Genomic DNA, 13,443 nt, shown 5'->3' with positions numbered 1-13,443 from the left:
TGAAATATTTTTCCTTGTGAGAATATTCTTGAAAGCTAAGCAGCTTGTTCGGTTAAATTATTTCTGTACTGATCAACCAACTTGTCAAACTTCAGCAAGTCGGTTTCCAACTCATCAATGTAGTTATCATCACGCTCCATTTTTCGTACCGTAAGAGCTCTATCAATATTTTTAAGAGCGGGGCAATACAGAACAAAATGCCACCATTTGCGCCCTGTCAGCCACATACAGCCTTGTATCTGATCCCTGAATTCATCTAGGCTTTCATCGAGTAAAATAGGCCGGAGGCGCTCTGGAGAGACGAGACACTTGTACTCGCTACCGCCATCCTTGCCGATTAGCCCATCGGCTGAGGCTCCGAATTTTCTATCGTCAGTTAGAACCAGCCCGGTTTGTTGGATGAATGTATCGATGTGATCCTCATGAGCTGCGCGAGCCTCGGGCTCAAGCTCATTGCCTCGTTTCATTGCCCAGGTTTGAAAACCGCCATCCAGGGGTTCTCCGCTAATGCGCTCAACAGCTAAACGGAAGGCGTAGTCATGGGCTGCGGAGGTGAAATCACCTTTGTTTTTCCCGCTCTTGAGGCGTTTTCTAATTTCACAAAAATTACTGGCGGTGATGGCTCCTGCGCGCTCGCGGTGCCACTCTTCGGAGCCTTGCTCAACTTTGCAGATGATCATTGAACCGCTCCCTGTGCTTTGCTTTTTAGATAATTCATGGCGCGAGGAAACCTCGCCGCTTCCAGTTGATGGATGCTGGAGATTCCTGCTGACTTGCAGAACATTTGCTCATCGTCCCCAGCCATCTTGATCGCATTACGGATTTTTTGAATCTGGTCAGGAGAAATAGAATTTCCAGATTTTGGCGGCTCTCCATCTGTGTCATCTCCGGTACTGATATTCAGGAGAGCGCATAGGGCATACCGTCTGCCATAGCTAACGGTTGAGCCTATGGCCTGTACAGCGTTCTTACTACCGCTGGTATCCAGGGGCAGAATTAGAGAAGTTTCTTGATGATGGCCATCTCTATGTGAGAGGACAGCAGTAATTTTTACCCCGTTGTTGCCTTGATCGGTACGGAATGTCACGGCGAAACCGTGCTTTTGTAAGGTAGGGCGCACAGTCTCATTGATCTTTTCGAGTGGGGCATAGTTTGAGTTGTGCCCTTTGGCAGTTTCTGCAACTGTGGGCAGCTCGCTTTGCATTTGGGCCAGTGCAGCATTAAAAGCCTGTTCTGCATTGCGGTTCATGACCCGCTCCTGCATATCCAGTAAGCGCTCTAACTTGTCGATGTCGGCATCTGGGTTGCTCGCTACACGCTCAATAACAGCCATTACTTGAGCAGTTTCGGAACCTACGATAGGTTGAGATACTGGTGTTGATTCCTGTTTCACAAGTTGACTAGACATAAATATCCTCACACTCCCAGTTCACTTTTTGTTTAGCCGCTTCCCTCTGCGGCTCTTTTTTCGGCTGCGGGAAAGGGATAATTTCACCGCGTTTTGCTGCACCTAGTTCGTAGACGGTTTCTTCAGCCCAACTAATGTCTTCCAGAGTTGACTGCAAACATTCACGAATAATTGCGCGGGATTCCTGTATCCACTCCCAGCGCCGTAAATCGCCCTCCGGATAGGGGTTTTCCAAGTATCCCCAGCGCTCGTAGCCATTGCGGCAGCGCTCCCGAACAGCTATACAAACCTCTTCCCACCAATCTGTTTCGCAGTCACGAACTATGGTTATTTTCAGGGTCGGAAATAGATAACTGGCTATGCGAGTTACCCGAACTGTGGCGGTGCTTATGCTGGTTTTCATTTTGGAAATACTCCCATTAATTCAACGGGAGGATTTCATCGATGTGCCAGTCTGGATAAAGTCCACTTTCCAGCTCTTCCTCTAGCCAGTCACCTGCCGCATCACTGTCATCACAGGGGCACTCGAAGGTGAAGCGGATATTCATGCTTTTGCGTTGACGATTGGCCAGCTCAATGGCTTCTTCTTCGCTGTATTCAGGAGAGTGCAGGCAGGCAGGTGGATACACTAAAAAGCTATCGAGGTAGTCCACAGCGGTATTAATAAATTCTCGGCGACCCCAGAACTCAACCTGATCAGACTCGATTTCAGAATGCACCTCTGCATGAATGTACTGGCCAGGTACCTCTGCCAGGACTTGGTAGCGTCGCACCAGGGTCAGCCGTTTCTGTGTATTGCTTGGCTGAGGTTGCTGATGGCGCTCAAAATCCCTCAGGGCGCCCTCTACTGGTCTGGTTGAGTTGGTGGTGTACATACCGTTATCCCCCTAATGGTCCGTATTGTGGGCTGGTGCTTTCCACTATCGAGGTCAGTAGAAATGTCACTTGACTAATCATTCGCAGCACCATTATTTTCTCGAAACCCTTACGATGAAAAAATAATAGCATTGACGTTTTTAAGAAGTCAAATAAAAAGTCATTGAATATATTTTAAATTTTGGTGGGCGCTGTGATGCTTTGTTGTGTTGTATTTGAGGCGGAAATAGGCTGGTGTTTTCTACTTCCTATAGGATGGGGAGCATGTGATGCGGGATTGGGCAGGTAAGCCCATTTGGCTGGGCGTGAAATCTTTAAATTTGAATTGAAACTATTAAATGTAAAATTTTAATTGCTTTAAGCTATTCTTGTGTGAAATAACCTCCTCTTGATGTGCTAAAGCAAGTCAAACTCAAATTTCCGCACAACACCCACAATATGGCAGTTTCCATTGATATGAATGGGTTGGTAAATAGGGTTGAGGGGCTTCAGGTAACGGTATGGACCGTCAATTACTAGACGCTTCAGGGTCGCCTCTTGGTTATCTTCTAGTTTCGCAACAACAATGCTGCCATTTCTTGCCTCTATATCCGGGTCCACTATGACGATAGCGCCATCCGGAATCGAGACGCCTGCGGAGGCGGTCATAGAATCACCCTCGACACGCAATGCGAAGGCATGAGGTCCAACATTGGCAGTAGTTTCCCGCCATTCATCAGCATCACCAGACTGGTAAATATCAACTATTTCGGACCATTGTCCGGCGGCAACTGAGGAGATTAAAGGTACACGCCCTCTTATTGGAGGGCCAGGGGATACATTTCCGATACCTGGGTCGCCTCTATGCACCACGGTGGGTTGCGGGCCAGAAGCGTGCCACTTGCGATCTGGGTCAATCTCAGACGGGCTCACCTCAAGGAGATCAGCAAATTTTATAATGGCGTCTGTATTCAATGGGATGCGGCCATTCAGGTACTGGCCTACTGATCCTTGTGCGCTCCACCCCACCAAGTGGGCAGCTTTCTCTTGAGTAAGGCCCAATTGCTTCTTTTTGTTATCCCACAGAGTTCGTAGCCGACTCGTGCAGGCTTTTTCTGTAGCTGTTAGTTGGCGTCTTTTCATGCTCTCAATTTTAGTAGCACCGCTACTCACTATCTATAACCAATGCTGTTGACTAAAAATAGAGTCAACGCTACTATTTGCCTATGGAACCAATACAGCTTGCAATCAGAATAGCCGGGACGCAGCAAAAGCTGGCTGATGCGCTGGGCATAAAGTCTCAGGGGCAGGTCACGCAATGGGTAACTGGACGTCGGCCCATTCCACCAAAACGCTGCATTCCGATTGAGCGAATTACTAATGGAGTCGTAACTCGCTACGACCTCCGCCCGGACATATTCGGCCCGGCGCCGCAAGAGTGTGGGGGCGACATAACCATGTCCGCCCAGAGCACGCCAGTATTGCCGACCATTGGCCCGTTTGCTGAAAAAGTAAACGAATCAAGCGACACGCGTGGGCCAAGGTTAGACCAGCGAAAAACAACATAAGGATATTAAACATGTATGCAGACCCGAAGCATATTAAGGACCGTGAGATCAAATTACGCGTTGATGACGCGACCTACAAACTTATCGAGTCACTAGCAGAGTTCAACAGAACGCAAAAAGCAGTCCTGGTGCGTGAGCTTGTTGAAGCTCAGCTAGCACTGTTCTCGGATGAGGATAGCAACGAAGGTCAAGCGGCCTGAAGGCCCCGGAGAGGGCCTATGAAAGAACTTAGATCACTATTGGGTCAAGAGAATATCGAAAAGTTAGAAAAACTGGCCAAAAAAAATGGCAAGGCTGCGGAAGATTTTACCGGCGAGCTCTTGGTGCGAGAGCTAAAGAAGCGAAACAAGACCGGAGTTCCGAAAGGAAATATCCGGGCGTTCAGGAGGCCCTGAATAGGCCCTGAAAAATGGCTGATTATGGCCAAGAAAGCACACCAATCAAAAACAACACCCACAGAGGCAGCCGAGGCAGACCGGCACCTTTCCAAACAACAGTACCAAAATTATTTAAGAGCCGCAGAAGCGGACGGAGGCATAAATGATTAGGCGAGGGCCGCGCCCAGAATCGCATTACCTGGTGATTTCCAATGAAGTTGCTACGGACCGTCGGCTGTCATTCGGAGCGGCTGGCCTCTTGATCCACCTTCTGTCAAAACCGGACAACTGGACCGTATCTGTTGCTGCATTGGCCAGAGAGTCACAGGAAGGCAGAGATAAGATTTACAAACTACTGAATGAGCTCATCGAGTTGCGTTATGCCCGTCGCACGCCAGTGCGTGATAGCAACGGAAAAATGCAGGGCACAGATTATGAGATTTTCGATGCACCACTTCCTGAAAATCCGGAAGTGGATGGCGCGGATTATCCACTTCCTGAAAACCCGGATACGGATTTACCGGATACGGTTTTGCCGACACTACAAAGTAAAGAATATACAAATAAACCATCTAACAAAGTAACCAGTGGTGGTGCGCGCAAGCGCGCCCCTGCAAAACCTGGCAAGCCGAAAATCAATTTTGATAGTTGGCCCAATCCCCCTGATAACCAAATCCTGTCCGACTGGATGGCTGTTCGCAAAGCCAAGCGAGCCCCGCTTACCCAAACCGCTGCCAACCTGATGGCCAAGGAGCTTTGGGCAGCGCAGAACGCCGGGTACTCGGTGGATGACTGCCTCGGGCTCTGCTGCAAGCAGGGCTGGGCGGGATTTCGGCTTGATTGGCTACTCAACAACCTACGCAACCACGGAGGGCCGCCCAATGGCAATGGCTCATCACAACCGGCAAACCCATTCACCGACGAAACCGACTGGCTCAACGGCACAGCTCGTGAACGAGTTATTCAAGCAACTGGCGGGCATCAAGCCGGGCTGGAGGGCGGCCTTCCCGGACCAGTCGGCGATTGCAGCGGCCAAGAACCAGTGGCTGCTGGCGTTGATGGAGGCGGGTATTTCTGACTGGCGTGTGATCGAGGGCGGCTTGGCTGAGCTTCGGCAAGGCCCAGGAGCATTCCTGCCATCGACCGGAGACTTTATCGAGATGTGCCGCAAAGCCTCTCTGCAGGATTGGAATGTACCTAGTGAGTCGGAAGCATTTTCCCTGCTGCAACGGTTCTTTGGCCCGAGGCATGTGAAGAGAGATTTCACCAAGTTAAACCCGGCAGTTTACGCAGCTTATCGCTACATGGACTGGAGCGTAGTCTCGCAGATGCCAGCCAAAGAGCAAAAAGCGGCATTCCGGGAGGCATGGAAGCGAGTTAGGCAGGATTTAACCAAGGGTAAACGCCTTCCTAAGCCACCGGCACAAGACCGTATGCTGGAAGAGAAGCCCATTCGTCCATGTGATCGAGGCGTGGCAATTTCAGCCCTGGATAACTTGAAATCCCTGTTTGCAGAGGCGAAAGCATGAATTCCTTGCTTTGGTTTGCGCTAATTGTTTGGCTTTGGATTGCAATTGTGCTTTGGCTACTTGGGGCTGCATTGTTTTATCGACTTTCGGAAGAGCAACAGAGTTTTGAAGGATTTCCAAAGCGGAAGCAACAATATGTCAGTCTATTGTGGCCGCTACTTGCAATTATTGTGATCACTAACCGTAGAAACTAAAGGGAAATAAGCATGAAAAAGTACGTATCAAATCGCATTCGCGAGGCGTTCAAAATTGAAAAAATATTGACCGCTCCTAATGGCGCTCACCAAATCATCGGAGAAGGCGAACAGGTAGAAGTGACCGACGCCTACATGGAAAAGCATGATCCAGTGGTAGGTGGTTATTACGTCCGCTACATAGATTCCGGCTATGAATCCTTCTGTCCAGCCAAAGAATTTGAGGCTGGTAATGTGCTGAATAGCAATAATCGGTGGCTAGACAAGCTCCTCCCAAATCAGAGCTTTTCAGGTGATTCAGTCAGCGTTTCCTTTGATGATGAGGCTACAGAAGCCATGGTCGCATCTGCTGGGCTCAACGCCCCACGGGTTGTGCCTGAAAAACTTATTAGCTGCATTAATTCGGTATCCTTCTACCGGCTGACAGATACATTAATGGTTTGTGTTGTATTTCTGGTCAACGGTTTCACAGTCACTGGTGAAAGTGCCTGTGTCAGCTCAGAGAATTTCGATTGGGAAATCGGGAAAAAAGGGCATCTCTATAAATTGAGGTTTCTTAATTTTATCGCCCTGGAGCCCCCATTATTTGGTGCTTATGGGCACCAAAAAAGTAATTTTTAGAGGTGCCCAAAAGTTTCTTTGGAGAGTGCTGTACAAAAAATATGGCCTTTGGAGGGCTATTTGTTAAAGCAAACCCTGTATGAAGGGCGCAGTACAAAGCAGTGTGATCAGGCTGTAACTGTGTAGGAATAGTAGTAAAAGCTATGAGCTGGATGACGAGCAAGGAAATTATAAAGCGGCTGGAGTCAGCGGGCGAGACAAGCCCGTTGGCAGTTTTCCGGAAAAACCCGGCAGGGCGACAGTACGAGGGCCTGTACGATGTGGTTTTCGCTAATACCGTGGTAGCGCGGCAGCGCATTGCAAAGGGTTTAAACCTGGTTGGTGTGTATTCCAGACCGTACCAGTTTAGTGAAGAGCCAACCCCAACGGAGCGTGCGTGAATGCCGGATCAGTTTCAGGTCAACAGCAAGTCCAGCCTGCAGGGCTTCTTTGCCCACTGTGAGCGTTTATTTGAAGAGCACAAGGTAGTGCGCTTCTTCTGGCGCCTGGGCAAGGACCGCAGCCTGGACCAGAACCGCATGTGCTTCGAGTTGTACCAGCGCATTGGCCGCGCCCTCTACGGCAATGACAATGCTCATGCTCGCGCCGAGTGCAAGTTGACTATTGGAATACCGATTCTGCGGGAGGAAGACGAAAAATTCCGTGAGAGCTACGACAAGATCATTCGCCCGGTGGCTTATCAAGACAAGCTCGATCTGATGGCCTGGTTTCCGGTGACGCGGTTGATGACGGTCAAGCAATGCCAGCGCTATATCGACTCGGTGTTTAACCAGTACACCCTCAAGGGCGTGGATTTTGGAGCATTGTTGCATGAGCAACACTAAGTTGCGCCAAACAGCGCGCGGAGAGGACTGTACTTTGCGCCTCTATCCACACTGCAATAGCAATCCTGAAACCGTGGTGCTGTGCCACCTGCCCAGCAACTCCGGTCTGGCCCGCAAGTCTCCCGACTGGTGGGGCGTGTATGGCTGTAATTGTTGCCACGATGTGATCGACGGGCGCTGTAAGACCGAAATACCAAAGGTAGAGATAGAGCGCAGCAAGCTGCGGGCACTGTATGAAACACATACCCGAATGCGAGACAAGGGGCTGATTCGATGAGCGCCCTGGAGGAAATGTTCGCAACTCAGCTCCTGGCACTGGGTAGAAAGTCGGGATTGGCTGCACCCGAACGTGAGTATCGGTTCGCCGCCCAGGTTGTTGGCCCTGGAAAGGGACTGCGTAACCGCCTGGCTGCCGCCAGCCTGAAAGACTGGCGTTTTGATTTCGCATGGCCAGGGCGCCAATTTGCGGTAGAGATAGAGGGCGGAGCCTGGATCAATGGCAGGCACAATCGCGGCGCTGGCTTTGAGGCAGATTTGGAGAAGTACCACCATGCAATGCGGCTAGGCTGGGATGTCTATCGCTGCGGTGCGCAACTGGTGAAGAGTGGAGAGGCAGCCTTATTGGTTCACGACCTATTGACAGTCAAGTCAACTTCAGCGGAAAGGGAGAGGGTTGAGGCGTGACAGATGCAATTGGAATCCGCGAGCTGTTGTGGGAGTGGGCCCTTGTCTATTGTGAGCGTCCGGGCGATGCAGTGAACTATCCTCGCAAGGCGCCATTTACAACTATGGTGCATGAACGCCAGGAAGGAGCACCAGATAAGAAGCGGGCTGATAACACGGATATGGTGGTCAGGGATTGGCTGCAAGTGATGCTGGAGCACCGGGGTTCCGCCGCAGTTCGGGAGGAACTAGATGTCTTTTGGCTTCGCTACCATAGTTTCTGGGAGTTGCAGGATGTGGCTCGCCGATTGAGGCTGAGCATGACCAAGGTGCGAGATCACTGCAAGCGCATCGAGGCTGAAATCACCATCCTGTACCGCAAGCGGGCAATGGCTGCTTGACCAGCCCTGCTTGCTTCACATAGATTGCAATTCTTCGATCAGCTCTGGATGTTTGTCGATCAATTTCAGTAAGGTCGCTTGAGCGCCTTTTGTACCCTCTTTTTCCCAACGCTCATAAGTGCGCTTATTCGCTCTCAGCGCCGCTGCAAACACCGTTTGAGACATGCGTAGTTTCTTCCGCACACGGCGAATTTCCGCAGGCTTGGCAACGACCTGTGGCTGCTTAGTTACTTTGTGTGTGCGCAGGGTCATCTTGCCCTCGCGTTCGTGCCGTAGCGCCTCCATGCCCTCCAGCATTTCTGAGAAAATATCGCGCTTGGCCATGGTTACTTCCTCGCCTTGATTTCGGTTTTCAGCATCTCTTTCAGGATCTTCTTTTGGTCAGGGGTTAGGTCACTGGCTTCATCCTTGTCGAATAAGGTGAATAGCCAAAATAGTTCGTTTTTTCTGTACCAGTAGTAGATGATTCGGATGCCACCACGGGTACCTTTTCCCCGGCGCTTGTCGGCAAAGCGGAGCTTGCGAAGCCCTCCTGTGCCGGGTATTTCATTACCCGCTTCCGGGTTATCCAGTAGCTTCTGCTGTAGCCCTTGAAAACTATCGTCGTCCAAGTAGTCACTACGGAAGCGTGCAAAGGGTGGCATTTCGACAAAGGTAGCATCCATGCGCTTATTGTACGCACATTGCGTACCCTGTCAAAGATGCCCTAAAGCCGTTGTCAGACAGATGGACTGACCTGGGAGCCGCCCTCTGTAGTCTGTATAAAAAGACAGCGTGTATGTATTGACAGTGCGCAGTGTAATGGTAGAATTCAGGCATCCTGCGGTTTTACCGCTTAGAAAACAAGGCTCGCTCAAAACAGTGGGCCTTTTTTGTGTTTGTAATTCGTCTATTTGCTCCGAAGTCACTACCCCCTATGGAAGAAATCCTCAGATGCTTTGCAATAGCCAAGCGCTGGAACAGGTGGGTTGGTAATTGAAGCTTTCCTGGCATTAAATGCATCAGATTCAGGGTGGGAATCCATTTGTATATACACCTGTTGTTGATTAAAGAGCAGTGTTCTCCCATCCTTTCTTAAAACGATGATTAGGCATCAGACGCCAGAGAATTCCTGAAGTCAAAAACATTACGGGAATTTTACCAAGCAGATTTTCCTGTTCGGTTTCATCAGCTAATACCAACAAGAGCATGATGACACCAACAACTATATTCAAGGTGATAGTTAACCAGATCAGGATGACGTTGGAAGCAGGATTTTGGGCGGCAATAAATAAGAATGCGCCCAAAGTTATGAATACCCCCGCGAGAATTAGTTCGTACTCATGTTGTGACGGAGTCCATCCCCATCCTTCAGGCCATATCCATGACATCATCGGATATATGGCAAAGACATAAGTTGCGCCTATAACCTTCATGGCAATGGGAAGGTATTTGACCCGGGTGATGTCATCCATAGTCTTCTCCAGAGCGGAGACCGCTTGCAAGTTGTTTTGGCCACGTTCAAAAATATAGACGAAATAATCCTAAGCCCGCCCAGTGCGGGCTTTTTCGTATCTGGTAACCCCATGTTCAAGAACGCCTACTTCACGGAAGAGGAGTTGTCCTGCCGCTGTTGCGGGAAACTCAACTTTTCGGATGACACGCTGCGCCGGTTAATCAGAGTCAGGGAGCGGTTTGCCAAGCCTATGGTGATCACCTCTGGCTATCGCTGCCAAGGCCACTGCGCCAGTATCGGCTCCACCATGACACACACTACCGGACAGGCTGTGGATGTATCAGTTGCTGGTGGGCGTGCCTATGAGCTGCTGGGGATCGCTATAGAGGAAGGGTTTACAGGTATTGGAGTGAAGCAGCATGGTCCACACAAGGGCAGATTCCTGCACCTGGATGATCTTGGAGCTATTTCGGGCAAGCGTGAAGGGCCCACAATCTGGAGCTACCCCCAGTAAACGGTCTTAACAGGCTGTTCTGCCTGGCAACTGGAGTAAACCAATGAGCTTTGACCCACTAACAGCACTATTCGACGCTGGCAAGATGGCAATTGAGCGTATATGGCCAGACCCAATAAAGCGTGTTGAAGAGGTGCGCAAACTGGAGGAGCTAAAGCAGAAGGGTGAGATGGCAGCGCTAAACGCCCAGGTACAGTTGTTGTTGGGCCAGTTGGAAGTCAACAAGGCTGAGGCCCAGCATAAGAGCGTGTTTGTCGCCGGTTGGCGCCCGGCGGTTGGTTGGATCTGCGCGAGCTGCCTTGGACTTGCTTTTATCCCAAAGGCGATGGCGCTGACTGGGGTGTGGATTTACCACTGTATTGTGCTCTATTCCGGATTTGACCCTAGCCTCGAGCAGCCTTTACCGGCTATCCCCGCATATCCCGACCTTGGCCTCACTGATGTATTGGGCATTCTGGGTGGGATGTTGGGGATGGGAGCCATGCGATCGATCGACAAACGTACCCGCGCACCATGAACGACGAGCAATCGGCAGACGCGGTCACCGATGCACTCCGCTACGTTGCTGACAACGTGGGATTTGATCAGGTGGCCAGCTCTGTATTTGAGCAGGGCATGCTGGTCGAGGGGTACGCCGGGGCCATTATCGAGCCTGTGGAGAAGCGGGGAGAGGTTGAGATAGAGGTGAAGTTTGTACCTTTCGATCGTTGCTACTTTGACCCACACAGCCGCGAGCGTGATTTCTCCGACTGCAGCTACAAGGGCATGGTTGTCTGGATGGACCTCGGGGAAGCCAAAAGGAAATACCCGGAAAAGTCGGATCAGATAACCGAGGTGCAGGCGAACTACGGCGCCGATGAAACCTTCGAGGATAAGCCGCGCTGGGTGGACGGCAAGCGCAAGCGTATCAAGGTCTGCCAGCATTACTTCCTGTGTGAGGGGCAATGGTACGTTGCGCACTTTAGCGGGGACCTGTTCTTGCTGGACCCCAGGCCCTGCCCGCTCCTCGATGAGCACGGCGAACCTGAATGCCCTATGGAGCTTGTACACGCCTACATAACAAGAGACAACGAGCGCTACGGCCTTGTCAGTTCTTTGCTAGGGCTGCAGGACGAGATAAACCACAGGCGCTCAAAGGCCCTGCACAGTCTTTCGGTAAAGCAGGTCTTGTACGAACAGGGCTCTCTAACTAATCCGAGAAACACTGTAGACCAGCTTAAAAAAGCGGATGGTGCCGTGGAGGTTCCTCCGGGCAGCCTGGAGAACGGACGGGTTCAGATACGGGAAAATACCGACGTTGGCATGGGCCAGCTCCAGCTTCTGCAGGAAGCCAAGTCGGAAATGGAGTCACGCGGCGCCAGTAACATCTTAAGCGGCCTTTCCAGTGAAGGCGCACAGATGAGTGGCAGGGCGCTCAGGACCATACAGAACAGCGCACAGCTAGAGATAGGGCCTCTTCTGGATGCACACCGACACTGGAAGCGCCGCTGTTACCGGCAGATATGGAACCGCATCAAGCAATTCTGGAACAACGAACGGTGGGTGCGCGTTACTGACGACGAGGACAACCTAAAGTTTGTTGGCTTGAATCAGCCGGTAACCGTTGGGCAGCGTCTGCAGGAGAAGGCCCAGGAGGGAAGCGAGCAAGCACAGGTTGCGCTACAGGAAATGACGGCCGCTCAGGACCCTCGGCTAGGTGAAGTCCACGAAGTGCGAAACCAAGTCGCTGAGCTTGACGTGGATATCAAGATCGACGAGGCGCCGGACGTGGTAACCGTACAGCAAGAGCAATTCGAGGTGATCACAGAGCTGGCCAAGATGTACGGCCCCCAGCACGTACCGTTTGAAGTTGTTCTGCAGCTCTCCAGCCTCCGGAATAAAGACAAGGTGCTCGAAAAGATCAAGGGCGACCCTAAGCAGGCGCAGATGGCCGCACAGATGCAGCAGATACAGCAGCAGCTACAGCAAGTGGCAGCCGAGCTTGGCCTTGAAGAGCTAAAGGCGAAGATAGAGAACACACAAGCGGACACCGCCAAGAAGCTACTGGAGGCCGAACAGACCGAGATAGAGAACGTGGTGGCCGCTAGGTACCCGGACACAAGGCCGAATTTCAATATTTAACCATTTTTAACCCCGCGCAAATCTGCCCGCCTTGAGCGGGTTTTTTTGTGCCCCGACGCCGGGGAACGGGCGCAAGCGGACGACGCGTAAACGGTCGAGAAGAGGAAAATATGAGCGAGTACAGCACAGCCGATTTACTGAGTGATAAAGAGATTCCAGAAGTGGAGCCGGAGGCAACGCCCACCGATGAAGCTGCGGAACCTATCACGGGCGAGCCTGAGGGCTCTGGAGGCCAGGAGGGGGAAGCTCCAAAGGCCGACGAGCAAGACCCGACGCCGGGGTCAGACACCAGTGAAGCGAAACCGGCTGAGGAGCCGCCCAAAGAGGGGGAGCCCTGGACCTATCAAGCCGTCAAGGACGAGCGCTCCAAGCGCCAGGCCGCAGAAACTCGCGTCCAAGAGCTGGAAAGCCAGATCGCCGGCAATGGACAGCAGGCCGACAAGCCGCCGGCAGAGACGCCTAGCTGGTTCGATGACCCGAAGGCCGCAGCCGAGGCCCAACGGCATGAAGTGGACCGCAAGATGTTCGAGCAGCGGGCCATTATGGGCCAGGAGTTAATGCGCTCTCTGCACGACGACTTTGACGAGGTGGAGACTCGGTTCTGGCAGATGGCGGAAGCAAACCCGCAGATTACCAACGGCCTAAGCCAGGCCCCAAACCCCGCCAAGTTTGCCTACGAAACGGCCAAGAAGGCCCTTGAGCTGGAGAAGCTGCAGGACGTGGACGCCTACAAGGCGAGCATTGAGGCTGAGGTACGGCAGAAGGTTGAGGCGGAGTTTAAAGCCAAGAGAGAGGCGGAAATCAAAGGCCAAGAGGAGAGAAAGCAGGCCATTTTGCCGTCCGTGTCATCCACTGCCGCAAAGGGCGGGCTCAATTCCGGGGACTGGTCGGGGCCGACCTCCCTAGAAGATATTTTGAAGTAACCATATATTT

Annotated in this window: 23 protein-coding genes; 15 read left to right on the top strand and 8 right to left on the bottom strand. The window is 51.7% G+C overall.

Annotated elements, in window-relative coordinates:
• Positions 1-35: 35 nt before the first annotated feature.
• The 5 genes from Q1A48_RS05310 to Q1A48_RS05290 all read right to left on the bottom strand — a co-directional run bounded on the left by Q1A48_RS05310 (position 36) and on the right by Q1A48_RS05290 (position 3,436).
• Entirely contained in the window at positions 36-680 is a 645-nt protein-coding gene (locus tag Q1A48_RS05310; protein ID WP_299942169.1) for a lambda exonuclease family protein, read from the bottom strand.
• Positions 677-1,408 (bottom strand): ERF family protein, encoded by a 732-nt coding sequence (locus Q1A48_RS05305; RefSeq protein ID WP_299942167.1) that lies wholly within the window; start codon positions 1,406-1,408, stop codon positions 677-679. The genes Q1A48_RS05310 and Q1A48_RS05305 overlap by 4 nt, the downstream gene beginning before the upstream one ends.
• Positions 1,401-1,811, bottom strand: a complete 411-nt coding sequence (locus Q1A48_RS05300) for a hypothetical protein (protein ID WP_299942165.1) — start codon at positions 1,809-1,811, stop codon at positions 1,401-1,403. The genes Q1A48_RS05305 and Q1A48_RS05300 overlap by 8 nt, the downstream gene beginning before the upstream one ends.
• Before the next feature lie 16 nt (positions 1,812-1,827).
• On the bottom strand, positions 1,828-2,283 hold the full coding sequence (locus tag Q1A48_RS05295; protein ID WP_299942163.1) for a hypothetical protein: 456 nt from the start codon (positions 2,281-2,283) through the stop codon (positions 1,828-1,830).
• 397 nt (positions 2,284-2,680) lie between these two features.
• Positions 2,681-3,436, bottom strand: coding sequence for a LexA family transcriptional regulator (locus Q1A48_RS05290; protein WP_299942161.1), 756 nt, complete (start codon positions 3,434-3,436; stop codon positions 2,681-2,683).
• A 53-nt stretch (positions 3,437-3,489) separates the two neighbouring features.
• On the opposite strand from Q1A48_RS05290, the gene Q1A48_RS05285 reads away from it, so the two are divergent.
• The 11 genes from Q1A48_RS05285 (at position 3,490) to Q1A48_RS05235 (ending at position 8,440) form a co-directional block, all read left to right on the top strand.
• Entirely contained in the window at positions 3,490-3,831 is a 342-nt protein-coding gene (locus Q1A48_RS05285; RefSeq protein ID WP_299942160.1) for a helix-turn-helix domain-containing protein, read from the top strand.
• Between the two features lie 11 nt (positions 3,832-3,842).
• Positions 3,843-4,031 carry a hypothetical protein gene (locus Q1A48_RS05280; protein WP_299942157.1) on the top strand — a complete coding sequence of 63 codons (189 nt, stop codon included), beginning with the start codon at positions 3,843-3,845 and terminating at the stop codon, positions 4,029-4,031.
• A gap of 18 nt (positions 4,032-4,049) precedes the next feature.
• Positions 4,050-4,226, top strand: coding sequence for a hypothetical protein (locus Q1A48_RS05275; RefSeq protein WP_299942155.1), 177 nt, complete (start codon positions 4,050-4,052; stop codon positions 4,224-4,226).
• Between the two features lie 145 nt (positions 4,227-4,371).
• Positions 4,372-5,286 carry a helix-turn-helix domain-containing protein gene (locus tag Q1A48_RS05270; RefSeq protein WP_366523379.1) on the top strand — a complete coding sequence of 305 codons (915 nt, stop codon included), beginning with the start codon at positions 4,372-4,374 and terminating at the stop codon, positions 5,284-5,286.
• The gene (locus Q1A48_RS05265; RefSeq protein WP_299942242.1) at positions 5,180-5,737 is read left to right on the top strand and encodes a replication protein P; all 558 of its coding nucleotides are present in this window, start codon (positions 5,180-5,182) and stop codon (positions 5,735-5,737) included. Before Q1A48_RS05270 ends, Q1A48_RS05265 begins: the two co-directional genes overlap by 107 nt.
• 206 nt (positions 5,738-5,943) lie before the next feature.
• Positions 5,944-6,552, top strand: a complete 609-nt coding sequence (locus tag Q1A48_RS05260) for a Gp49 family protein (RefSeq protein ID WP_299942151.1) — start codon at positions 5,944-5,946, stop codon at positions 6,550-6,552.
• 143 nt (positions 6,553-6,695) lie between these two features.
• Complete coding sequence (locus tag Q1A48_RS05255) at positions 6,696-6,932, top strand: hypothetical protein (RefSeq protein ID WP_299942149.1); 237 nt, start codon at positions 6,696-6,698, stop codon at positions 6,930-6,932.
• Positions 6,933-7,376, top strand: coding sequence for a hypothetical protein (locus Q1A48_RS05250; RefSeq protein WP_299942147.1), 444 nt, complete (start codon positions 6,933-6,935; stop codon positions 7,374-7,376).
• Positions 7,363-7,653, top strand: coding sequence for a nuclease domain-containing protein (locus Q1A48_RS05245; RefSeq protein ID WP_299942145.1), 291 nt, complete (start codon positions 7,363-7,365; stop codon positions 7,651-7,653). The genes Q1A48_RS05250 and Q1A48_RS05245 overlap by 14 nt, the downstream gene beginning before the upstream one ends.
• Entirely contained in the window at positions 7,650-8,060 is a 411-nt protein-coding gene (locus tag Q1A48_RS05240; protein ID WP_299942142.1) for a hypothetical protein, read from the top strand. Before Q1A48_RS05245 ends, Q1A48_RS05240 begins: the two co-directional genes overlap by 4 nt.
• On the top strand, positions 8,057-8,440 hold the full coding sequence (locus Q1A48_RS05235; protein ID WP_299942140.1) for a hypothetical protein: 384 nt from the start codon (positions 8,057-8,059) through the stop codon (positions 8,438-8,440). Before Q1A48_RS05240 ends, Q1A48_RS05235 begins: the two co-directional genes overlap by 4 nt.
• Before the next feature lie 15 nt (positions 8,441-8,455).
• Here the strand turns inward: Q1A48_RS05235 and Q1A48_RS05230 are convergent, their stop codons facing one another.
• The 3 genes from Q1A48_RS05230 to Q1A48_RS05220 all read right to left on the bottom strand — a co-directional run bounded on the left by Q1A48_RS05230 (position 8,456) and on the right by Q1A48_RS05220 (position 9,894).
• Positions 8,456-8,764 (bottom strand): type II toxin-antitoxin system MqsA family antitoxin, encoded by a 309-nt coding sequence (locus tag Q1A48_RS05230; RefSeq protein ID WP_299942138.1) that lies wholly within the window; start codon positions 8,762-8,764, stop codon positions 8,456-8,458.
• Between the two features lie 2 nt (positions 8,765-8,766).
• The gene (locus Q1A48_RS05225; RefSeq protein ID WP_299942136.1) at positions 8,767-9,105 is read right to left on the bottom strand and encodes a hypothetical protein; all 339 of its coding nucleotides are present in this window, start codon (positions 9,103-9,105) and stop codon (positions 8,767-8,769) included.
• 381 nt (positions 9,106-9,486) lie between these two features.
• Positions 9,487-9,894, bottom strand: a complete 408-nt coding sequence (locus Q1A48_RS05220) for a DUF6632 domain-containing protein (RefSeq protein WP_299942134.1) — start codon at positions 9,892-9,894, stop codon at positions 9,487-9,489.
• A 111-nt stretch (positions 9,895-10,005) separates the two neighbouring features.
• Here Q1A48_RS05220 and Q1A48_RS05215 point away from each other — a divergent pair, with 111 nt between their 5' ends.
• The 4 genes from Q1A48_RS05215 (at position 10,006) to Q1A48_RS05200 (ending at position 13,433) form a co-directional block, all read left to right on the top strand.
• Positions 10,006-10,389 (top strand): D-Ala-D-Ala carboxypeptidase family metallohydrolase, encoded by a 384-nt coding sequence (locus tag Q1A48_RS05215; RefSeq protein WP_299942132.1) that lies wholly within the window; start codon positions 10,006-10,008, stop codon positions 10,387-10,389.
• A 43-nt stretch (positions 10,390-10,432) separates the two neighbouring features.
• Complete coding sequence (locus tag Q1A48_RS05210) at positions 10,433-10,906, top strand: 3TM-type holin (RefSeq protein WP_299942131.1); 474 nt, start codon at positions 10,433-10,435, stop codon at positions 10,904-10,906.
• Positions 10,903-12,510 (top strand): hypothetical protein, encoded by a 1,608-nt coding sequence (locus tag Q1A48_RS05205; protein WP_299942129.1) that lies wholly within the window; start codon positions 10,903-10,905, stop codon positions 12,508-12,510. The genes Q1A48_RS05210 and Q1A48_RS05205 overlap by 4 nt, the downstream gene beginning before the upstream one ends.
• Positions 12,511-12,620: 110 nt before the next feature.
• Positions 12,621-13,433, top strand: a complete 813-nt coding sequence (locus tag Q1A48_RS05200) for a hypothetical protein (RefSeq protein ID WP_299942127.1) — start codon at positions 12,621-12,623, stop codon at positions 13,431-13,433.
• The last annotated feature ends 10 nt before the right edge of the window (positions 13,434-13,443 follow it).

The sequence above is a fragment of the uncultured Microbulbifer sp. genome (genome assembly GCF_947489355.1).
Taxonomy (GTDB): Bacteria; Pseudomonadota; Gammaproteobacteria; order Pseudomonadales; family Cellvibrionaceae; genus Microbulbifer.
This window is presented reverse-complemented; position numbering and strand designations above follow the sequence as displayed.